The organism is Aliihoeflea sp. PC F10.4 (genome assembly GCF_054612275.1).
In genome coordinates this window covers 2578383-2599532 of sequence record NZ_JBTSWH010000001.1, presented here as the reverse complement: position 1 = coordinate 2599532, position 21150 = coordinate 2578383, and the positions used below count along the sequence as shown (strand labels likewise).

Below are 21150 nucleotides of genomic sequence, written 5' to 3'. Positions count from 1 at the left end.
CACATGAAGAAGATTTAATCCGGTTATCGGTTCGAACTGGGCCGTGACCGCGCTATTTGTGCGATCAACGCATGCAACCCGAGGAAAAGCGAATGCATCTGATGCAAGCTGCGGCGAGAACTTTGGCGAGCACGGCGATCGGTCTTGCGCTTCTGGCCGGCGCTGCCGCTGCACAGGACGCGACGCCCGCCGAGGCCGAGAACGAGATCGTCGACTTCACGCTCGACAATGGTCTTGAAGTGGTCGTCATCCCGGATCGTCGCGCACCCGTCGTCACCCACATGCTTTGGGTCAAGGTCGGCAGCGCTGACGAGCAGCCCGGCAAGTCCGGCATCGCCCACTTTCTCGAACATTTGATGTTCAAGGGCACGCAGAATCATCCGCAAGGAGAGTTCTCCGCTCGCATCGCTGAAGTCGGCGGACGCGAGAACGCGTTCACATCCTACGACTACACCGCCTATTTCCAGCAGGTCGCGCCCGAACACCTCGAAGAGATGATGCAGTTCGAATCCGACCGTATGACCGGCCTTGTGCTGAGCGACGAGGTCGTGAATCCCGAACGGCAGGTGGTGATCGAGGAACGCAACTCGCGGATCGAGACGCAGCCGAATTCGATTCTCGGCGAATCCATCAACGCGACGCTTTACCAGAACAGCCGCTACGGCGTGCCGATCATCGGCTGGATGCAGGAGATCGAACAGCTCAACCGCGAAGATGCGATCGCGTTCTACCAGCGCTATTACGCGCCGAACAACGCGATCCTTGTGGTGGCGGGCGATGTCGATGCGGAAGGCGTACGTGCGCTGGCGGAGGAATATTACGGCCCGATCCCGTCCAATCCCGAGCTTGGCGAGCGCACCCGCACGCAGGAGCCGGCACAGCGCACGGCCCGCACCGTCACCTATCACGACCAGCGCGTCACCGTGCCCGGCTATTCGAAAACATGGCTCGTCCCGTCCTATACGACGGCTGACGAGGGTGAGGCCGAGGCGCTCGACCTTCTGGCCGAAATTTTGGGCGGCGGCATGCGCAGCCGTCTCTACCAGTCGCTCGTCGTGGAGCAGGGCGTGGCCTCGTCGGCAGGCGCCTATTATCGCGGCACGTCGCTGAACGAGACTGCCTTCGGCGTTTATGGCGCACCGCGCGGCGAGGCGACCCTTGAGGATGTCGAGCGCGCCGCCGACGCCGAAATCGAGAAGATCGCAAATGACGGCATTACCGATCAGGAACTGGAGGCAGCCAAGAACCGCTATCTGCGCTCCGTCATTTTCGCGCGCGATGATCAGTCGGGAATGGCCAACATGTATGGCTCGGCGCTGACGACCGGATCGACGGTTCGCGATATCGAGGAATGGCCGGATCGTATCCGTGCCGTCGATACCGATGCGGTTAAGGCCGCCGCCGGGCGTTATCTTGACCGGTCGCGCTCGGTGACCGGCTATCTTCTGCCACCAGAGGAGGAGCCGTCGTGAGCATTCATTTCAAGCCAATCGAGGAACGATTCATGTCGGCATTCGGCGCAGGCCTCTGGAAGACCATCGGCGCGGCCGCGCTCGTGCTGGCTCTCGCTTCACCCTCACGCGCTGCGGTCGAGATACAGGAGGTCACGACCGAAAGCGGCATCACCGCATGGCTGGTCGAGGATTATACGATCCCGATGATCGCCATCAATTTTTCCTTCGGCGGCGGCACCAATCAGGATCCGGACGGCAAGAGCGGTCTGGTCAACCTCATGAGCGGCCTTTTCGACGAAGGCGCAGGCGATCTGGAGGCGAACGATTTTCAGGAAGCGCTCGACAATGCCGGTGCGGAAATGTCGTTCAACGCATCGAGCGATGCGCTCTACGGGCAGATGCGTCTTTTGTCCGACAACAAGGACGAAGCACTCGACCTTCTGGCGCTCGCCATCAACGAGACGCGCTTCGATGCCGGCCCGGTCGAGCGCATTCGCCAGCAGATTTTGACCGGCATTCGCGCCAGTTCGCGCGATCCCCAGCAGCAAGGAAATCGCGAATTTGCCCGCGTGCTTTACGGCGACCACCCCTATGCGCGTGAAAACGACGGCACGGAGGCTGACGTCACGGCGCTGACCGTCGAAGATCTGCAGGCGGCTCACGGTCGTCTTCTGGCGAAATCGAACCTCAACGTGGCGGTCGTCGGGGCGATCGATGCGGAAACGCTGAGGGCCGATCTGGAACGTATTTTCGGTGCCCTGCCTCAGGAGGCAGCGCTAACCGAAGTTCCCCGCGTTGAGCCGAAGCTTGGCGAAGAGGTTTTTTACGATTTCCAGTTGCCGCAAAGCACGGTCCAACTCGTCTATCCGGGCATGGAACGGGATGATCCCGAGTTCTTTGCCGCCTATCTGATGAACCACATTTTGGGTGGCGGGACGTTTTCCTCGCGGCTTTTCAACGAGGTGCGCGAGGTGCGTGGCCTGACTTACGGCATCGGGTCCTGGCTCGCGAACCGCGATTATTCGTCGTCTCTGGCGATCTCGACCTCGACGCGTTCCGATCAGGTCGGCCAGGCGCTCGACGTGATCGGGACCGAGGTTGAAAAGCTGGTCGAGGACGGCCCCACGGCGGACGAACTGGAAAAGGCAAAGACCTATGTGATCGGCGCCTACGCGATCAACAATCTCGATTCGTCGGCATCGATCGCGCGGACGTTGCTCGAACTCCAGCGCGACGATCTCGGCATCGACTATATCGACACGCGCGTCGGCCAGATCGAAGCGGTGACGCTCGACCAGGTTAAGGCTGCGGCGCAGCGCCTGTTGACCGCCGAGCCGTCCGTCCTCGTGATCGGTCCGCGCGCGGAAGAGACGGAAACGTCCAACTGAGGATGACCGGAATGGAAGCGGTCGTGCCCACATTGATGGAAAGCGAGACGGCGCGTTCCACTCCCGATCCCGCTGGCCCCACCTTCGCGCTGGCGCTCGGCGGGGGCGGCGCGCGCGGGCTGTCGCATATCCACGTCATCGAAACGCTGGACGAACTCGGCATTCGCCCGAAGATGATCGCCGGCTCGTCGATCGGCGCGATCATGGGTGCGGGGATGGCGGCCGGTATGACTGGTCGCGACATTCGCGAATTCGCCCATCTCGTACTTGGCCGACGCGGCGAGGTCGTCAGCCGTCTTTGGAGGGCGCGGCCCCAGTCTCTGTCGGAAATGGTGCAGGGCGGCTTCAAGCTGGGACAATTCAATCTGGAGCGCATCCTGCGCTCCTTCCTGCCGGCTGAAATTCCACAGACTTTCGAGCAATTGCAGATACCGCTCAAGGTGACGGGGACCGACTTCTTCGCTCACGATCTGGCGGTTCTGGATTCGGGCGACCTGCCGTCCGCGCTTGCGGCCTCTTCGGCTTTGCCTGCGATATTCCGTCCCGTTCGCCGCGAAGGCCGGCTTTTGATCGATGGCGGTTTTTACGATCCGGTTCCTTTCGATCTCGTCGGCGATCATGCAGACATCGTCATCGCCGTTGACGTTGTCGGCTATCCCTCGAAGCAATCGGCGAAAAATCCCGATTCTGTCGATCTCCTTTTCGGCGCGAGCCAGATCATGATGCAGTCGATCATCGCGCTCAATTTGACGCGCTGCCAGCCGCAAATCTTGATCCGCCCCCCGGTTTCCGAATTCCGCGTGCTCGATTTCCTGAAGATGGAGCAAGTGATGAATGCGACGGACTCCGTTCGCGACGAATTGAAGCGCGCGATCGAACGTGCCGTCGAGGCGCACGAAAAGAAGATCACTGAAGCGTAGACGTCTTTCCGGTCGAAAAGGCGGAATTGGCAGCCGGCGGCGGTGCGGGCAGCGGCTCCTGTGCAGCCATGCGCGGGCCAATGCCGCGGACGGTTCGAAACGCGATAATCGCCGCTGCAACGCCGAAAAAGACCGCGCCTAGCCCCCATCCTGCGATCACGCCCTTTGCGCCGTAATAATGCGCGCCGAGCCACACGAACGGGATAATTCCGAGCGTGGAGCGTCCCCAGTTCAGAACCGTCGAATAGGTCGGGTAGCCCAGATTGTTGAACGCCGCGTTGGCGACGAACAGCGCGCCGTTGAACAGGAACGAACCGGCAGCGAACAGGCAGAAGAAGACGATGAGTTCCCGCGCTTCGCCGGTCGCACCGAAAAGCGAGGCGATCTGGCCTGAAAAGATCGCCAGAAGCGCCCAGACGACCAGTACGTAAAGCGTCGTGAAAATCAGCGCGTCGCGCAGCGCATCGTTCAGCCTGTCATAGCGCCGCGCGCCATAATTCTGGCCGAGGATCGGACCGATGGCGCCCGAAAGCGCGAAGATGACGCCGAACGCGACGGGCAGAATACGCCCGATGATCGCCCAGCCCGCAACGGCCTCGTCGCCGAAGGTGGCGATCTGGATCGTGACATAGGCGTTGCCCACGGGGGTGGCGATCTGCGTCAACAGCGCCGGTATGCCGATGCCGAAGAACGGGCGAAGCGCTGCCTTGAAGCCTTTCAGGTCGGGCATTTTCATCAGTCGATGCACCTTGTGCGCGCCGTAGAGACCAATCGAAAGAAGCACGGCGCGCGATATGATCGTCGAGATCGCCGCTCCGTCGAGGCCCAGCCCGAAACCGAAGATGAAGATGGGATCGAGGATGGCGGCCGCGATGCCGCCGGCCAGCGTGACATACATGGCCCGGCGCGCGTCGCCGACGCCGCGCATGATGCCTGTCGTTGCCATGCCGACCGCGACCATCGGCATTGACGGCATGACGATCTGCATGAAGCGCGTTGAAAGTTCGCGCGTTTCGCCGCGTGCGCCGAGCAGCCCGACGAGCGGGTCGATGAACGGCCAGACCGCCGCAGTCATCGCGATCGTGGTCACCGCCATATAGGCGATCGATGCGCCGCCCATGCGCGCGGCTTCCTCGCGGTCACCGCGTCCGAGCGCGCGCGAGACGAGGGCCGAGGTCGCGATCGTGAATCCGATGGAGACCGAAATCATGAAGAACATCAGCGTCGAGGCGAAGCCGATGGCTGCGGCAAGCTCCTGCACACCGAGCATGGATATGTAGAAGAGGTTGAGCGCGTCGATGAAAAAGACGGCGATCAGCCCGATCGAGCCGGTCGCCGTCATCGTCACGACGTGCCGCATTGTCGAGCCGGTGACGAACTTTCCCTGCTCGCGAGGGTCGTGTTTGCGAAGCGTCGTTTCGTCTGCCGGCGTATCGGTCAATGCGCGAAAACCTGATCCATCGAGGCAAAGCCCTTGAATTCGAGCGCGTTGCCCGAGGGATCGCAGATGAAGAGTGTCGCCTGCTCGCCCGGTTCGCCCTTGAAGCGGATCTGCGGCTTTTCGATCCATTCGACGCTGTCGGTCGCTTCGAGGCGTTCGGCGAGCTTCTTCCAGTCATCCATATGCAAAACGACGCCAAAATGCGGGATCGGAACGATGATGCCGCCGACCTTGCCGTCGCGAGCGGCCTCTTCCTGACCCGGCCGCAGATGCGCGGACATCTGATGGCCGAACAGGTCGAAATCGACCCAGGTATCGGACGAGCGGCCGATCGTGCAGCCAAGCACATCGGCGTAGAAGGCGCGGGTCTGTTCGAGATCGCGGACGGGGAAGGCGAGGTGGAAAGGCGTCAAATCACTGGTCCTTGCAGGTCGTATCGTCGGTTTTCGCTTCGGTTTGCCATGTGGGATGCACAGGTTGCGGCATTGCACATGGCGCGCGCGAACAATAGATGGGTGAAGCGCGCCTGTCGCCAGTGACCTTCGACCAACCGGGATATTTCCATGCAGCAGATCGAGACCGCGAAGCTTGCCGACCTCGTTTCGGGTCTGGTGGAAGCGGCGAAGCGCGCGGGTGCAAATAGTGCGGACGCGGTCGCCGTGCGCTCTCGCTCGGCTGACGTGTCGGTGCGGCTTGGCAAGGTCGAGGGCACGGAAGCTGCCGAAAGCGACGACATCGCACTGCGTGTTTTCGTCGGAAAACGCGTGGCGAGCGTCTCGGCTGCCGCCGGGGCGGATATGGACGAGCTTGCCGCACGCGCCGTGGCTATGGCGAAGGTTTCGCCGGAAGACCCCGTGCAGGGCCTGGCCGACAAGGATCGCCTTGCGACGGCAATCCGCGACCTCGACCTTTACGACGCAACCGAAATCGATGCCGCGCGCATGACCGAGGATGCGCTGGCGATGGAGGATGCGGCGCGCGCCGTTGGCGGCATCACCAATTCGGGCGGCGCGTCGGCAAGCGCCGGCATGGGCGGTCTGGTTCTTGCGACGTCGGACGGCTTTGTCGGCTCGTATATGGCGACGCGCTTTTCGCGCTCGGTCAGCGTCATCGCGGGTGAGGGCACCGGCATGGAGCGCGATTACGATTTTTCCTCGCGGCTGCATTTTGCCGATCTCGAAGCGCCGGAAGTCATTGGCCGCCGCGCCGGCGAGCGTGCGGTCAAACGGATCGGCGCGCGCAAGGCGAAGACCGGGCCGGTCGACGTGATTTTCGATTCGCGCGTGGCGCGTAGCATCGCCGGCCATCTCGCTGGCGCGATCAACGGCGCGTCTGTCGCGCGCAAGACGAGCTTTTTGCGGGACCGCATGGGCCAGCAGATCGCATCCGCCGCCATCACCGTTACCGACGACCCCTTGCGCGTGCGCGGGCCTGCCTCACGGCCATTCGACGGTGAAGGCATCGAGGGCGAGCCTTTGACGATGGTCGAGGCCGGTGTTTTGAAACACTGGTTCCTGTCGACCTCCGCCGCCCGAGAACTTGGGCTCGTGACGAACGGACGCGGGTCGCGCGGCGGCTCGTCGGTCAACCCGACCTCGACCAATCTCGCCATCGAGCCGGGCACGGCAAGTCCGCAGGATCTGATCGGGAGCCTCAAATCCGGCTTCTACGTCACCGAGGTTTTCGGCCAGGGCGTCAACATGGTGACCGGCGAATACAGCCGTGGCGCGTCTGGTTTCTGGATCGAGAACGGCGAACTCGTTCATCCCGTCTCCGAAGTGACGATCGCGTCGAACCTCAAGACCATGTTCATGAACATGGTCCCGGCCAACGACACGGACCGCAATTTCGGCACGGCCGCGCCGACGCTCCTCATCGAAGGAATGACCCTTGCCGGCGAATGAACTCGACGCCGAACTGGTGCTGATCCGCGAGGCCGCGCGTGAGGCGGGACGGATCGCCATGCGCTATTTCGGCAAGGCGCCGGATGTGTGGATGAAGACCGGCCAGTCGCCGGTCTCCGAAGCCGATATCGCGGTGGACAGGTTTCTGCGCGACGCGTTGCTTAAAGCCCGCACTGATTATGGCTGGCTGTCGGAGGAAACCGTCGCCGACGCATCGCGGCTTTCCGCCCGGCGCACGTTCGTCGTCGATCCGATCGACGGTACGCGCGCCTTCATCGGCGGGCAGGATATGTGGTGCGTCTCGATCGCAGTCGTCGAGGCGGGAAGGCCTATCGCCGGCGTTCTCGACGCGCCCGCGAAGGACGAGATATTCGAGGCCGTGAGCGGCGGTGCGGCGTTGAAGAACGGCCAGCCGATCCGTGTCCGGGAAGCGGGCGATCCGCCTATCGTGGCCGGTCCCAAGACGATGACGCGCACGGTTCTGCCGGGCATCGGCAAGACGGTGAAGGTGCCGTACATACCCTCGCTCGCCTATCGCATCGCCATGGTTGCAGATGGCGAGATAGACGCCACCTTCGTCAAGCCGAATTCCCATGATTGGGATCTGGCTGCCGCCGATCTCATCTTGATGCAGGCCGGCGGCGAAGTGCTCACGCCCGATAGCGTCAATCCAACCTATGCGGGCGACGATCCGCGCCACGGCACGCTCGTTGCCGGAAGCGGTGCGCTCTTGCGGGCGATGGTTGACGAGGCGCGCCATCCCGACTGGTAGGCCGGTTCCCAATTTCGGCGAACTGATTTAAAGCAGGCTCACACTCAAGGTGACTTGGGCACATATCTCATTCAAGACAACCGGAAACGATCATCCGATGGCTGAAGACAGCAAGCAACTCCTCCACCTCGTATTCGGCGGCGAACTGACCTCGCTCAAGGGCGTCCAGTTCAAGGATCTCGCAGACCTCGACGTGGTCGGCATTTTCCCGGACTACAAGTCTGCGGAATCCGCATGGCGCGCCAAGGCACAGGAAACGGTGGACAACGCGCAAATGCGCTATTTCATCGTGCATCTGCATCGCCTGCTCGATCCGAGCTGAGCGGCGGCCTGGCCGACGATGCGAAGGCAAGTGTGAATTGCGCGTTCAAATGGGGAATAGAAACATCGCCCAAATGCACGGGGCCGACCCGTCAGCGGCTTCACGCCGCAGACCGCTGAAGACGCTCTGGAAGAAAGTGCGCGGACCGCTGGCCGAAACGCGGGCGGTCAAGTTCGCGCTCGCCGGAACGATCGCGGGGCTGTTGCGTGCCGTCAAGGCGACGAACCGCATGGTGCCGGGTTCGGACGATCCTGCCACGGTGATCGTCCCGCAGCAGCCCGTCATCGTCGCGTTGTGGCATGGCCAGCATCTTCTCGCTCCTGCCTATCTGCCTGACGATCTCGATGTGGTGGCGCTGTTTTCGAAAAGTCGCGATGCCGAACTCAATGCACTTGTCGCCGAAAAACTCGGCTTCGGCATCGTGCGAGGCTCGGGCGGTCGCGAAGGCCACGACGCCGGAAAGGGTGGCGCGCGCGCGCTGATCCAGATGAAGCGCATGCTCGATCAGGGGCGCAACGTCGCGATGATCGCCGACGTGCCGCATGGGACGCCGCGTCAGGCCGGGCTCGGCATCGTCACGCTCGCGCGCATTTCCGGTCGGCCCATCCTTCCCGGCGCTATCGCCACGAGCCGGCGCAAGGTGCTGGAAAAGAGCTGGGACAAGACGGTGATCAACCTTCCCTTCGGCAGGGCCGCGATTTCCTTCGGCGAGCCGATCACGGTGCCGGATGGCAGCGACGAGCAGATGGAAACATTGCGTCGTGAAGTGACTACCGCGCTTAACGCGACGACCGCGCGCGCCTATCAGCTTATAGGGGGTGCCCGATGAGCCAGCGCTGGGCACGTGCGATCCTGACGACCTACCGGCTGGCTGGCGCTGCTGCCTATCCGCTGATCGGCGGATATGTCGCCTACCGCGCAAGTCGCGGCAAGGAAGACCGCAAGCGACGGCGCGAGCGCTACGGCGTCACCAAGGTCGAGCGCCCGGAAGGGCCTCTGGTCTGGGTTCATGCCGCAAGCGTCGGCGAGACGCTGGCCGTCGTGCCGCTCATCAAGAAGATCGTTGCGGATGGCGTTCATGTCGTGCTGACGACCGGGACGGTTACGTCGGCGGGCGTCGCCGAAGAGCGGCTCGGTGACAAGATCATCCACCAATATGTGCCGCTCGACCTGAAACCGGCAGTCGTCCGCTTTTTGAATCATTGGCAGCCCGATCTGGCGCTTATGGCCGAATCCGAAATCTGGCCGATGACGATCCTCGAACTTGGCGCGCGGCGCGTGCCGCAAGTTCTCGTCAACGGGCGGCTTTCCGACCGGTCCTTCGCCGCATGGCAAAAGAGACCGCATCTGGCCGAGGCGTTGTTCGAAAATCTCGCACATGTCGTCGCGCAGTCGGAAACCGATGGCGAGCGGTTCCTTGCTCTGGGCGCGCGCCCGGTGACGGTATCGGGCAATCTCAAGGTGGATACGCCGCCGCCGCCGGTCGATCTTCCGGCGTTCAACGCGTTGAAGGCGTCGTTCGCCGCGCGTGCGACCTGGGCCGCCGTTTCGACCCATGACGGCGAGGAAGAAATCGCCGCAAACGTTCACCTGGCGCTCAAGAAACGGCACCCCTCCATCGCGACGATCCTCGTTCCGCGCCACCCGGACCGAGCCGAGGCGATTGGTGAAATGCTCGCCGCGAAAGGTTTGAAGGTCGCGCGCCGCTCGAAGGGCGAGACACCGCAGTCCGACACCGATATCTATCTCGGCGACACGATCGGCGAGATGGGTCTTTATCTTCGTCTGACGGAGATCGCGTTCGTCGGCCGTTCGCTCGCCGGGCAGGGCGGGCAGAACCCGATCGAGCCCGCCATGCTCGATACGGCGGTCCTGTCGGGCATGAACGTCCAGAATTTCCGCGACGCCTATCAGACGCTCATTCAGGCGGGGGGCGCGAAGCTCGTGCGCGATCAGGACATGCTGGCCGGTGCGGTGAACTATCTCCTGTCCAACCACGATGCGCGCAACGCCATGATCACTGCCGGCGCGAACGCTGTCGCAGACATGCGCGGGGCACTGACCAAGACGCTTGTCGCGCTCGATCCGTTCATTACGCCCCTGGTCGTGAGCGCACGGCTCGGTGGGGGCAATCGGACGAACGGCAAGGTGTGATGGTTTCCGAAGCGCCTCCCTTCTGGTGGCAGAAGCCGGACTGGCGCGCATGGTCGCTTTGGCCGGCATCCGCGATCTATGGAGCCGCCGCGCGCTATCGCCTGCAAAACGCGCCGCGCACGCGCATCGATGTTCCCGTTCTATGCGTCGGCAACCTCACGGTTGGCGGAACCGGCAAGACGCCCGTGGCTATCGCCTTCGCCAAGCAAGCGGCGGCGATGAATCTGAAGCCGGGTTTTCTGTCGCGCGGCCATGGCGGCTCCGTCTCGGGCGCACATCTGGTCAATCTGCATCATGACGGCGCGCGCTATGTCGGCGACGAGCCGATGCTTCTGGCTGCCCATGCGCCGACAGCCGTTTCGGCAAGGCGTGCGGAGGGCGTGAAACTGCTTTTGGGCGAGGGCTGCGATTTCGTCATCATGGATGACGGCTTTCAAAGCGCGCAAATTCATATCGACTACGCGCTGATCGTCATCGACGCCGAACGCGGCATCGGCAACGGGCATACCATTCCCGGCGGGCCGATGCGCGCCTCGCTGGTGGACCAGATGCGTCATGCGACAGGGCTGCTTGAAATGGGGCAGGGCGATGGCTCCGCGACGGTCGTCCGGCACGCCGCGCGAGCCGGCAGGCCGGTCTATCGCGCCTATGTGCGGCCGCTTCCGCAGAATGCGATCCGTGGAAGGCGCTGTCTGGTGTTCGCAGGCATCGGCAATCCGGGAAAATTCCATCGCACGGTGCGCGAGCTTGGCGGTGAGGTCGCACTGGTGCGCAATTTCCCCGATCATCATTTTTATACCGACGACGAGGCGCGCGATCTGGTCGCGCTTGCCGAGAAGAACGACTTCGTTCCGGTCACGACGACGAAGGACGCGATCCGCCTGAAACACGGCTCGCACGATCTTGAAGCGCTTTACGACAAGACCGAAACGGTGGACATCGAAGTCGCGTTCGAAACGGCGGTCACGCCCTCGGCCATCATCGAGGAAACGCTGAAAGCGTGGCGACGGCGGCGGCTGGAGAAGTAATCGCCGGATTTAACGCCGTTCATCCCTTCGAGCGCGCGCGCAACTCGGGATTTTCCTGAAGCTCGCGGCTGAGCGAGACATCGGCATTGGCATAAGGCTCCTGCCGCGCGACGCTCCAGTATTTGAGTTCGTCAAGCGGGATCGTCTCGCCTGTCACGGCGCAGCGCACGAACGATCCGGGCGTCATCACCTGGAAATCGCCGTCGAGATAACGGATGCGGGCTTCCTTGCCGCCGGGGCCTTCGAAACGGTTCATGCGATCGTGCCTTCGTTCGCGACGGTTCCGCCATAAAACGACGGCAAGGTCAAGTTCAGCGCCGCCCGAAAAGGCGTTCGATATCGTCGAGCTTCAGTTCCACATAGGTCGGGCGGCCGTGATTGCAGGTGGCCGAGCCGGGCGTGGCCTCCATCTGCCGCAAGAGCGCGTTCATTTCGTCAGGCTTGAGGCGGCGACCCGACCGCACCGAACCGTGGCAGGCCATGGTGGCGGCGATATGGTGCAGCCGCGCGGTCAGCGTCTCGACCGTGTCGTGATCGGCGATTTCGTCGGCAAGGTCGCGCACGAGCTGCTGCACGTCCATCTCGCCGAGCATGGCCGGCGTCTCGCGCACGCACACCGCGCCGGGTCCGAACCGTTCGACGGTCAGGCCGAAGCGCGCAAGCGTCTGCGCATGGGCGACGAGGCGTTCCGCGTCGTCTTCGGACAGGTCGACGATTTCGGGCAAAAGCAGCATCTGCGCCGCGAGCGGCTTGGAATGCAAAGCTGTCTTCAGCGCCTCGTAGACGAGCCGCTCATGCGCGGCGTGCTGGTCGACGATGATGAGCGAACGGTCGGTCTGCGCGATGATGTAGTTCTCGTGAACCTGTGCACGCGCCGCGCCGAGCGGCTGGACGAGCGCCTGCGGCTCCGGCTCGGCCAGCCCGGCACGCGGATCGACCGACGCGCCGATATCCGCGAAGCCGGATTGCGCGCGCTCGGCAAATCCCATGTCGAGCGGCGTGTGCGCAGCAGTCGCCAGGTCGAAGCCGGTGGCCGGACGGTGGGGCGGTGCAGGCGTGCGGAACATCGCGCTGACCGTTGCTGCCGCATCCGTCGAGGCGCGAATGCCGGCGGTGCCGAGCGCCTGCTTGATCGCGCCGACGAGCAGTCCGCGCACCAGCCCCGGATCGCGGAACCGCACATCGGCCTTTGCCGGATGAACGTTGACGTCGACGAGCGCCGGTTCGATGTCGAGGAAAAGCGCGGTGATCGCATGCCGGTCGCGCGGCAGGACATCCGCATATGCGCCGCGGATCGCACCGCCCAAAAGCTTGTCGCGTACCGGCCGCCCGTTGACATAGACATATTGCTGGAGCGCGTTGCCTCGCGTGAAGGACGGGATCGAGGCATGACCGGAAAGGCGGATATCGGTGCGTTCGGCCAGGATCGTCAGAGCGTTGTCGGAAAAATCGCGGCCCATCACCTGCGCGACGCGTTCAAGTTGGCCTGCCGCATCCGGCGCGCAGGCGGCAAGATCGAGGGTCGTACGGTCCGGCCCCGACAGCGTGAAGCGCACATGCGGGAACGCGATGGCGATGCGCTTGACCATATCGGAGATAGCGGTCGTCTCCGCACGCTCGCTCTTCATGAATTTCAGCCGCGCGGGGGTGGCGAAGAAGAGATCGCGCACCTCGACCACCGTGCCGGGATTGGCGGCAGCCGGCCGCACGGACGAAACGCGGCCACCCTCGACGGAAATCTCCGCGCCGTCGCCTTTCGCCGTGCGCGAGCGGATCGTCAGCTTCGCGATCGATCCGATGGACGGCAACGCCTCGCCGCGAAAACCGAGCGAGCGGATATCGTGGATGTCGTCGGAAAGCTTCGACGTGCAGTGCCGCCCGATGGCGAGCGCGAGGTCGTCCGCATCCATCCCCGATCCGTCGTCGGTTATGCGGATGAGTTGAAGCCCGCCGCCGGCCGTCGCGATCTCGACGCGCCGCGCGCCTGCGTCGAGTGCGTTCTCCACCAGTTCCTTCACGACGCTGGCCGGTCGCTCGATGACCTCGCCGGCGGCGATCTGATTGACGATGGTTTCGGAAAGCTGGCGGATCGGCATAGCGGGATTTTAGCTGGATTTGTGTTGGACGACGAGACGGCGCGTGGCTTTGGTGGGCAGCGCGCACAACTAAGTGAAAGCGATGAAACCTTGCCAAGACCCGTCGACGAAAGTCAGACGACGATCTGCACGAAATCGATGATGATGGCGCTGATCACACCGGTGGCGGTGAGGCAAAGGCCGACGATGAAGAATTTGCTGCCTTTGTCGTATACCGCTCGGCGCAGCGAATCATGCCGCAGAAAGATCACCAGCGCATAGGCCTGGCAGGCGATGCCTGCGATCAGAAGCACGATTGGCGGAAAATCCAATAAATCCCACGGCAGCGGATTATGTGCCCATTGGGTGACGAAGGTCAGCGAAAAAGACAGCAAAATGCCGACGACCGTGAGCGTGCCGTTGCGAAACAGCATTTCGACGAGCGGTTCGTTTTCTGCCGTGTCGACGACGTTCTCGCGCGGTTCCAGAACTGACATTTTGTGCGGTGCTCCTCGTTTTCGGGCAGGATCAGAAATGCGGGGCGTCAATTCTGGCTGAGCTTTTCGAGTTCATCCACCCGGGAGCGTGTCGTTTCCACCATGCAGGACGTACCTTCGATCGCTGCGATCGTCCCCTCGCCGGAGCGGTAGAACTGGCAATTGGCATCGCGAAACGCCACCCATGAGCGCTGTGCGTCGCGAAGAAGCGTGCGTCGCTCGCCTTCAAGCGGATCGATGGCCGAGCGATATGCGGTGTTCAGCCTTGCGTCCTGTTCCGTGTAAATTTCGCCGAGGCATTCCACGATGTCGATCGTGCTGACCGCGTCCGGGCAGGTGGCTTCTTCCTGTTCTTCGGCGCCTGTCGCGATGGTCAGGACCAAAAGGGCGGGAATCGTCATCACAATGGCGCGCATGGGAATGCTCCTGTTATCGGGAATGCCGAACATGCGTGTATGAGCCCATCGCCGCAAGGGTAAGACATGACCGCCGATCCGCTGCTCCAGCCTTTCACGTTGAAACATTTGACGTTCAAGAACCGCGTCATGTCGACCGCGCATGAGCCGGCCTATGCAGAGGATGGGCTGCCGCGCGAGCGCTACCGGCTCTACCACGCGGAAAAGGCGAAGGGTGGCATGGCGCTGACGATGACGGCGGGATCGGCGCTCGTTTCGCGTGACAGCCCAGCCGCGTTCGGCAACCTTGAAGCCTGGCGCGACGAAATCGTGCCTTACATGCGCGACCTTGCGACAAGCTGCCACGAGCACGACTGCAAGGTTATGATCCAGTTGACGCATCTGGGCCGCCGCACCGGCTGGAACCGGGCCGACTGGCTGCCCGTCTTGTCCGCTTCGCCGGTGCGCGAGGCGGCGCATCGCTCCTTTCCGAAGGAGGCGGAGGAGTGGGACATCGAGCGCATTGTCGCCGATTACGCTTCCGCAGCGGGACGCATGAAGGAAGCCGGTCTCGACGGTGTGGAGTTCGAGGCCTACGGGCATCTGATGGACGCGTTCTGGTCGCCCGCAACGAATCTGCGTGAGGATATCTATGGCGGATCGCTGGAAAACCGGATGCGGTTTTCCAATCGCGTACTCGACGCCGTTCGCGCCGAAGTCGGTGACGATTTCGTCGTCGGAATCCGCATGGTCGCGGACGAGGATATGAAAAGCGGCCTGTCGCGCGATGAGGGCGTTGAGATCGCGCGTATTCTGGCAGCGTCCGGCAAGGTCGATTTCCTCAACATCATTCGCGGTCACATCGATACCGATGCCGCACTGACCGAAGTGATCCCGGTTACGGGCATGCGCTCGGCCCCGCATCTCGATTTTGCGGGCGAGGTGCGTGCGGCGACGAAGTTCCCGGTGTTTCATGCCGCGCGCATTTCCGATGTCGCGACCGCGCGCCACGCGATCGCCGAAGGCAAGCTCGACATGGTGGGCATGACGCGTGCGCACATCGCGGACCCTCACATCATCTCGAAGGTAAAAGCGGGTGCCGAACACCGCATTCGCCCCTGCGTTGGCGCGACCTACTGCCTCGACCGCATCTATGAGGGCGGCGGCGCTTTGTGCATCCACAACGCCGTGACGGGGCGCGAGGCGCAGCTTTCTCACGAAATCCCCAAGGCTGAAGGCGAGGCCCGGCATGTGGTCGTCGTCGGTGCCGGTCCGGCAGGGCTGGAAGCCGCGCGCGTGGCGGCGGAGCGCGGCCACAAGGTCAGTGTCCTGGAAGCGTCGAGCCGCGCAGGCGGACAGGTCGGCCTTGCAGTCCAGAATCCGCGCCGGCGCGAACTGGTCGGCATCGTCGACTGGCGGCTTTCCGAGTTCGAGCATCTGGGCGTGTCGATCCGTTACGATTGCTGGGCCGAGGCTGAGGACGTCCTGGCGCTCGACCCCGACGTGGTGATCGTTGCGACGGGCGGCATGCCGCAGAACCCGCCTCTGGAGACCGGTGACGACCTCGTCATTTCGAGCTGGGATATCCTGTCCGGCACAGTGAAACCGACGGAAAACGTGCTCGTCTATGACGACAATGGCGGGCATCAAGGCATGTCGGCGGCGGAAGTTGCGGCCAATGCCGGCGCGGCGGTCGAACTCGTCTCACCCGAGCGCCTGTTCGCGCCGGAAATGGGCGGCATGAACCATGCGCCTTACATGCGCGCGTTCCACGAGAAGAACGTGCGCGTCACGATCAACACGCGCGTGATTTCCGTCAAACGTGACGGCAACGCGCTGGTCGTCACGCTGGCTTCAGACTATGCGCCCGGCTGGCGCGACGAGCGGCGTGTCGATCAGGTGATCGTCGAGCACGGAACACTGGCCAATGACGAGCTTTACCATGCGCTGAAGCCGCATTCGCGCAATGGCGGCGCGGTCGATTACGAGGCGCTGATTTCCGGGCGAGGCGACCTCTTTCCCTGCGGCAAGCCGGATGGCAGTTTCGACCTTGTCCGCATCGGTGATGCCGTCGCCGCGCGAAACATCCACGCCGCGATCTACGATGCCATGCGCTACGCTGTGCGGCTTTGATGTGAAAATGTTTTAGGCTTCGAACATTTTCCGGAAAAACGGTTTCCCCGGCGACACAACGGGACTAAGTTGCCGCCGAAATCGGAAATGGGAACCTGAACAATGAACATGGAAGTGCGAGCCAAGGACACGTCCGACGCCTTTGCGTGGAACGATCCTTTCCTTATCGAAGATCAGCTCACCGAGGACGAGCGGATGTTCCGCGACACGGCGGCCGCGTTCGCCGCCGACAAGCTCGCGCCGCGCGTTCAGGAAGCCTATCTCAATGAGAATACCGATCCGGCGATCTTCCGCGAAATGGGTGAGGCGGGTCTGCTCGGTGTGACGATCCCCGAGGAATATGGCGGCGTCGGCGCTGGCTACGTGGCTTACGGCCTCGTTGCGCGCGAAGTCGAGCGCGTGGATTCGGGCTACCGCTCGATGATGAGCGTCCAGTCCTCGCTCGTCATGCACCCGATCTATGCCTACGGCTCCGAGGAACAGCGCAAGAAGTACCTGCCCAAACTCGCCTCGGGAGAATGGATCGGCTGCTTCGGCCTGACCGAGCCGGATGCAGGTTCCGATCCGGGCGGCATGAAGACGCGCGCTGAAAAAACGGCGAACGGCTATCGCATCTCCGGCTCCAAGATGTGGATTTCCAACGCGCCGATCGCCGACGTGTTCGTCGTGTGGGCGAAGTCCGCCTCGCATGACAACAAGATCCGCGGCTTCGTGCTCGAAAAGGGCATGAAGGGTCTTTCGGCCCCGAAGATCGGCGGCAAGCTTTCGCTGCGCGCGTCGATCACCGGCGAGATCGTCATGGATGGTGTCGAGGTGGGCGAAGATGCGATTTTGCCGAATATCTCCGGCCTCTCCGGTCCGTTCGGCTGTCTGAACCGCGCCCGCTATGGCATTTCCTGGGGCGCGATGGGCGCTGCCGAGGATTGCTGGCACCGCGCGCGTCAGTACGGCCTCGACCGCAAGCAGTTCAACAAGCCGCTCGCCGCAACGCAGCTTTTCCAGAAAAAACTCGCCGACATGCAGACGGAAATCGCGCTCGGCCTTCAGGCCTCCTTGCGCGTCGGCCGCCTGATGGACGAGCACCGCTTTGCCCCGGAGATGATTTCGCTCGTCAAGCGCAACAATTGTGGCAAGGCGCTCGACATCGCCCGACAGGCCCGCGACATGCATGGCGGCAACGGCATTCAGGTCGAATACCACGTTATGCGCCACGCGCAGAACCTTGAGACGGTCAACACCTATGAGGGCACGCACGACGTTCATGCGCTGATCCTCGGTCGTGCGCAGACTGGCATTCAGGCGTTTTTCTGATCGGTGACGTAAATATCGGCAAAACGGGCGCTTCGGCGCCCGTTTTCGTTTGGTCATCGCGCGATGCTGGAAATCGTCTCAATCCCGGCGTAGGAACGGCCATGAGCAAAACCTTTCTTTCCCATCTTTCCGCCGAAATCGATGCGCTGAAATCCGACGGTCTTTACAAGTCCGAACGCGTGATCTCGTCCATGCAGTCCGCCGAGATCGAGGCGGACGGGCGCAAGGTGCTGAATTTCTGCGCCAACAACTATCTCGGCCTCGCCGACAACGCAGAACTGCGTGAGACGGCCAAGGCCGCGCTCGACCGCTACGGCTACGGCATGGCTTCCGTGCGCTTCATCTGCGGCACGCAGGAGGAGCACAAGCAACTCGAAGCGCGTATCTCGTCCTTCCTCGGCTTCGAGGACACGATCCTCTATTCCTCCTGTTTCGACGCCAATGCGGGCCTCTTCGAAACGCTTTTGACCGAAGACGACGCGATCATTTCCGATGCGCTCAATCATGCTTCGATCATCGATGGTGTGCGGCTGTCGAAAGCGAAGCGCTATCGCTACGCGAACAACGACATGGTCGAGCTCGAAGCGCGGCTGAAGGAAGCGGCCGGCGCACGCTTTCGGCTGATCGCGACCGACGGCGTGTTCTCGATGGACGGCATCATCGCCAACTTGAAGGGCGTGTGCGACCTCGCCGAAAAATACGACGCCATGGTCATGGTCGACGACAGCCACGCGGTCGGCTTCGTCGGTGCGAACGGGCGGGGATCGATCGAGCATTGCGGTGTCGAGGGCCGGGTCGACATCGTCACCGGCACGCTCGGTAAGGCGCTGGGCGGCGCTTCGGGCGGCTATACGTCGGCCAGGCGCGAGGTTGTCGAGTGGCTGCGCCAGCGCTCGCGGCCGTACCTCTTTTCCAACACGCTTGCGCCGGTGATCGCTGCGACCTCGCTCAAGGTCTTCGACATGATCGAGAACGGAGATGCGTTGCGCCGGCACCTGAACGACAACGCCGCGCGTTTCCGGGCGGGCATGGAGAAGGCGGGGTTCACGCTCGCCGGTGCCGAACATCCGATCATCCCGGTTATGCTCGGCGACGCTCAAGTGGCAAAGGACATGGCCGACCGGCTGATGGATCACGGCATCTACGTCATTGGCTTTTCGTTCCCCGTCGTCCCGAAAGGGCAGGCGCGGATCAGGACGCAGATGTCGGCCGCGCATTCCACCGATGACATCGACCGCGCGGTTGCGGCCTTTGCGACGGTCGGCAAAGAGATGGGAGTGGTCTGATGTCCAACATGATGCGCGCGCTCGTCAAAGCAAAAGCCGAACCCGGCATCTGGATGGAGGAGGTGCCGCTTCCCGACATCGGCCCGAACGACGTCCTTATAAAGGTGAAGAAATCCGCGATCTGCGGCACCGACGTTCACATCTACAATTGGGACCAGTGGGCGCAAAAGACTGTGCCGGTGCCGATGGTCACAGGCCATGAATTCGTCGGTGAAGTCGCCGATTTTGGCGCGGCAGTCACCGAATACAAGGTCGGCCAGCGCGTCTCCGGAGAGGGGCATATCGTGTGCGGCCACTGCCGAAACTGTCGCGCCGGTCGCGGGCATCTGTGCCGCAACACGCTCGGCGTCGGCGTCAACCGGCCCGGCTCCTTCGCCGAATATGTCGTTCTGCCCAAGCACAATGTCGTGCCGATCCCCGACGACGTGTCGGATGAAATCGCCGCGATCTTCGATCCGCTCGGCAACGCGGTTCACACGGCCCTTTCGTTCGATCTCGTCGGCGAGGATGTGCTCGTCACCGGGGCGGGGCCGATCGGCATCATGGGTGCGCTGGTTGCGCAATGCGTCGGCGCGCGCAAGGTCGTCATCACCGACATCAACCCGGTCCGCCTCGACCTCGCCCGCAAGATGAACATCCATCACGCCGTCGATGCGTCGAAGGAAAATCTTCGCGACGTGATGCGCGACGAGGGCATGACCGAAGGCTTCGACGTGGGGCTGGAAATGTCCGGCTCCGCCGTCGCCTTCCGCGACATGATCGACACGATGAACAATGGCGGCAAGATCGCAATTCTCGGCATCGCGCCGACCGGCTTCGAGATCGACTGGAACAAGGTCATCTTCAAGATGCTGACGCTGAAGGGCATCTATGGGCGCGAGATGTTCGAGACTTGGTACAAGATGATCGCGCTGGTGCAGGGGCCGCTCGACGTTTCGGGACTCATCACGCATCGCATCGGCATCGATGACTACCAGTCCGGCTTCGACGCGATGCGCTCGGGCAATTCCGGCAAGGTGGTGATGGACTGGTAGGACGGGCGTGATACGCAAGCTGGCAGCAAGGTTCCTGACCCGCCACGAAACGCGGGTCGATCCGGTCGCCAATTTCAAGTCCGGCATCGGCGCGGCGCTCGCCATGGGCGTCGTCGGCCTTCTGGCCTCGCTGACCGGTCTGCCGCTTCTGCTTGCGCCGCTTGGCGCGACGGCGGCGCTTTTGTTCGGCCAGCCGTCGAGCCCGCTCGCACAGCCCGTCAACGTGATGTTCGGCTATCTGGTCGGAGCGTTTATCTGCGAGGCGGTGTTCCTTGCCTTGCCGGGTGTCTGGGTCGCGGCGGCGGTTGCTGTCGGCATCACCATCGTCGTCATGCGCGCCTTGCGCGTCACCCACCCACCGGCCTGTGCCCTTCCGATCCTGACATTCGGCGAACCGATCCACGGGCTCGTCCTGTTCACGGTGCTTCTGGTGGGCTGCGTGGCGATCATCTCGCTCGCGGTTGTTGTCCACGGCATTCCGCCCAAACGACAATACCCCCTGCATCCCGACTGATCACTCGGTACCGCTCGCCTTTTCCAGAACGTCGAGCGCGGCAAGAACCGTTTCCTTGTCGGAGGCTGGCAGCTTTTCGAACAGTCGATCTTCGAACGCTTTCGCAAGCGGCACGAGTTCCCGATAGGCGGCAGCGCCCGCCTTTGTCAGTGCCAGATGCTCGATTCTGCGATCTTCCGCATTCGTCTCACGTTTCAACCAACCACGCTGCTCCAGAGCGAAGACGGCGCGACTGACCTTCGTCTTGTGCATGGCGGAATGACGGCCGATTTCGGTTGCCGTCATCGTTCCATACTGTCCAAGCGCGGCGAGCAACCGCCATTCGGGACGCGTTATGCCATGCCTGTCGCGATAGATGCGCGAGAAATCACGGCTTACGGCGTCCGCGAGCCGGTTGAGGCGGTAGGGCAGGAAGGTTTCGAGGTTTAATCTCGCGTCGGGCATGCTCATCCGCTTGATGGTTACATTTTCAATGGTTACGAATGCAACGAATTGCAAGGATGGTCAAATCCACCATAAATG

The 21150-nt window shown here is 62.8% G+C and carries 21 protein-coding genes; 14 read left to right on the top strand and 7 right to left on the bottom strand.

Going from position 1 to position 21150, the window contains the following annotated elements; all coding sequences use genetic code 11:
- Positions 1 to 92 precede the first annotated feature (92 nt).
- From ACX82Z_RS13100 to ACX82Z_RS13090, 3 genes are read left to right on the top strand one after another with little or no spacing between them, the layout of a single operon-like run.
- A complete protein-coding gene (locus ACX82Z_RS13100; RefSeq protein WP_459589396.1) occupies positions 93 to 1472 on the top strand; it encodes a M16 family metallopeptidase in 1380 nt (459 codons plus the stop codon).
- A complete protein-coding gene (locus ACX82Z_RS13095) occupies positions 1469 to 2842 on the top strand; it encodes a M16 family metallopeptidase (protein WP_459589394.1) in 1374 nt (457 codons plus the stop codon). Before ACX82Z_RS13100 ends, ACX82Z_RS13095 begins: the two co-directional genes overlap by 4 nt.
- Before the next feature lie 35 nt (positions 2843 to 2877).
- A complete protein-coding gene (locus ACX82Z_RS13090) occupies positions 2878 to 3762 on the top strand; it encodes a patatin-like phospholipase family protein (protein ID WP_459911762.1) in 885 nt (294 codons plus the stop codon).
- On the opposite strand, the gene ACX82Z_RS13085 is transcribed toward ACX82Z_RS13090, so the two are convergent.
- Positions 3749 to 5203: an MATE family efflux transporter gene (locus ACX82Z_RS13085; protein WP_459589392.1), complete on the bottom strand. Its 1455-nt coding sequence runs from the start codon at positions 5201 to 5203 to the stop codon at positions 3749 to 3751. The two genes, ACX82Z_RS13090 and ACX82Z_RS13085, sit on opposite strands and share 14 nt — an antisense overlap.
- On the bottom strand, positions 5200 to 5616 hold the full coding sequence (locus ACX82Z_RS13080; RefSeq protein ID WP_459589390.1) for a VOC family protein: 417 nt from the start codon (positions 5614 to 5616) through the stop codon (positions 5200 to 5202). The genes ACX82Z_RS13085 and ACX82Z_RS13080 overlap by 4 nt, the downstream gene beginning before the upstream one ends.
- A 150-nt stretch (positions 5617 to 5766) precedes the next feature.
- On the opposite strand from ACX82Z_RS13080, the gene ACX82Z_RS13075 reads away from it, so the two are divergent.
- The 6 genes from ACX82Z_RS13075 (at position 5767) to lpxK (ending at position 11383) form a co-directional block, all read left to right on the top strand.
- Positions 5767 to 7107: a TldD/PmbA family protein gene (locus ACX82Z_RS13075; protein ID WP_459589388.1), complete on the top strand. Its 1341-nt coding sequence runs from the start codon at positions 5767 to 5769 to the stop codon at positions 7105 to 7107.
- Positions 7094 to 7879, top strand: a complete 786-nt coding sequence (locus ACX82Z_RS13070) for a 3'(2'),5'-bisphosphate nucleotidase CysQ (RefSeq protein WP_459589386.1) — start codon at positions 7094 to 7096, stop codon at positions 7877 to 7879. The genes ACX82Z_RS13075 and ACX82Z_RS13070 overlap by 14 nt, the downstream gene beginning before the upstream one ends.
- Positions 7880 to 7976: 97 nt before the next feature.
- On the top strand, positions 7977 to 8201 hold the full coding sequence (locus ACX82Z_RS13065) for a DUF4170 domain-containing protein (protein WP_459589385.1): 225 nt from the start codon (positions 7977 to 7979) through the stop codon (positions 8199 to 8201).
- 73 nt (positions 8202 to 8274) lie between these two features.
- A complete protein-coding gene (locus ACX82Z_RS13060) occupies positions 8275 to 9030 on the top strand; it encodes a lysophospholipid acyltransferase family protein (RefSeq protein ID WP_459589383.1) in 756 nt (251 codons plus the stop codon).
- Positions 9027 to 10355: a lipid IV(A) 3-deoxy-D-manno-octulosonic acid transferase gene (gene waaA / locus ACX82Z_RS13055; RefSeq protein WP_459589382.1), complete on the top strand. Its 1329-nt coding sequence runs from the start codon at positions 9027 to 9029 to the stop codon at positions 10353 to 10355. The genes ACX82Z_RS13060 and waaA overlap by 4 nt, the downstream gene beginning before the upstream one ends.
- Positions 10355 to 11383, top strand: a complete 1029-nt coding sequence (gene lpxK, locus ACX82Z_RS13050) for a tetraacyldisaccharide 4'-kinase (protein WP_459589380.1) — start codon at positions 10355 to 10357, stop codon at positions 11381 to 11383. The genes waaA and lpxK overlap by 1 nt, the downstream gene beginning before the upstream one ends.
- Before the next feature lie 19 nt (positions 11384 to 11402).
- Here the strand turns inward: lpxK and ACX82Z_RS13045 are convergent, their stop codons facing one another.
- The 4 genes from ACX82Z_RS13045 to ACX82Z_RS13030 form a co-directional block, all read right to left on the bottom strand.
- Positions 11403 to 11639 carry a DUF2093 domain-containing protein gene (locus ACX82Z_RS13045; RefSeq protein ID WP_459589378.1) on the bottom strand — a complete coding sequence of 79 codons (237 nt, stop codon included), beginning with the start codon at positions 11637 to 11639 and terminating at the stop codon, positions 11403 to 11405.
- A 55-nt stretch (positions 11640 to 11694) separates the two neighbouring features.
- Positions 11695 to 13479, bottom strand: coding sequence for a DNA mismatch repair endonuclease MutL (gene mutL / locus ACX82Z_RS13040; RefSeq protein WP_459589376.1), 1785 nt, complete (start codon positions 13477 to 13479; stop codon positions 11695 to 11697).
- Positions 13480 to 13592: 113 nt separating this feature from the next.
- Positions 13593 to 14006 (bottom strand): hypothetical protein, encoded by a 414-nt coding sequence (locus ACX82Z_RS13035; protein ID WP_459589375.1) that lies wholly within the window; start codon positions 14004 to 14006, stop codon positions 13593 to 13595.
- Entirely contained in the window at positions 14003 to 14371 is a 369-nt protein-coding gene (locus ACX82Z_RS13030; RefSeq protein ID WP_459589373.1) for a lysozyme inhibitor LprI family protein, read from the bottom strand. Before ACX82Z_RS13030 ends, ACX82Z_RS13035 begins: the two co-directional genes overlap by 4 nt.
- A gap of 66 nt (positions 14372 to 14437) precedes the next feature.
- Here ACX82Z_RS13030 and ACX82Z_RS13025 point away from each other — a divergent pair, with 66 nt between their 5' ends.
- The 5 genes from ACX82Z_RS13025 to ACX82Z_RS13005 all read left to right on the top strand — a co-directional run bounded on the left by ACX82Z_RS13025 (position 14438) and on the right by ACX82Z_RS13005 (position 20628).
- Positions 14438 to 16483 (top strand): oxidoreductase, encoded by a 2046-nt coding sequence (locus tag ACX82Z_RS13025; RefSeq protein WP_459589372.1) that lies wholly within the window; start codon positions 14438 to 14440, stop codon positions 16481 to 16483.
- Positions 16484 to 16591: 108 nt separating this feature from the next.
- Positions 16592 to 17794, top strand: a complete 1203-nt coding sequence (locus ACX82Z_RS13020; protein ID WP_459911745.1) for an acyl-CoA dehydrogenase — start codon at positions 16592 to 16594, stop codon at positions 17792 to 17794.
- 101 nt (positions 17795 to 17895) lie between these two features.
- Positions 17896 to 19080: a glycine C-acetyltransferase gene (locus ACX82Z_RS13015; RefSeq protein ID WP_459589370.1), complete on the top strand. Its 1185-nt coding sequence runs from the start codon at positions 17896 to 17898 to the stop codon at positions 19078 to 19080.
- Positions 19080 to 20114 carry an L-threonine 3-dehydrogenase gene (gene tdh / locus ACX82Z_RS13010; protein ID WP_459589369.1) on the top strand — a complete coding sequence of 345 codons (1035 nt, stop codon included), beginning with the start codon at positions 19080 to 19082 and terminating at the stop codon, positions 20112 to 20114. The genes ACX82Z_RS13015 and tdh overlap by 1 nt, the downstream gene beginning before the upstream one ends.
- 7 nt (positions 20115 to 20121) lie before the next feature.
- Positions 20122 to 20628 (top strand): HPP family protein, encoded by a 507-nt coding sequence (locus tag ACX82Z_RS13005; RefSeq protein ID WP_459589367.1) that lies wholly within the window; start codon positions 20122 to 20124, stop codon positions 20626 to 20628.
- On the opposite strand, the gene ACX82Z_RS13000 is transcribed toward ACX82Z_RS13005, so the two are convergent.
- Positions 20629 to 21072 carry a MarR family winged helix-turn-helix transcriptional regulator gene (locus ACX82Z_RS13000; RefSeq protein WP_459589365.1) on the bottom strand — a complete coding sequence of 148 codons (444 nt, stop codon included), beginning with the start codon at positions 21070 to 21072 and terminating at the stop codon, positions 20629 to 20631. It lies immediately after the preceding gene.
- Positions 21073 to 21150 lie beyond the last annotated feature (78 nt).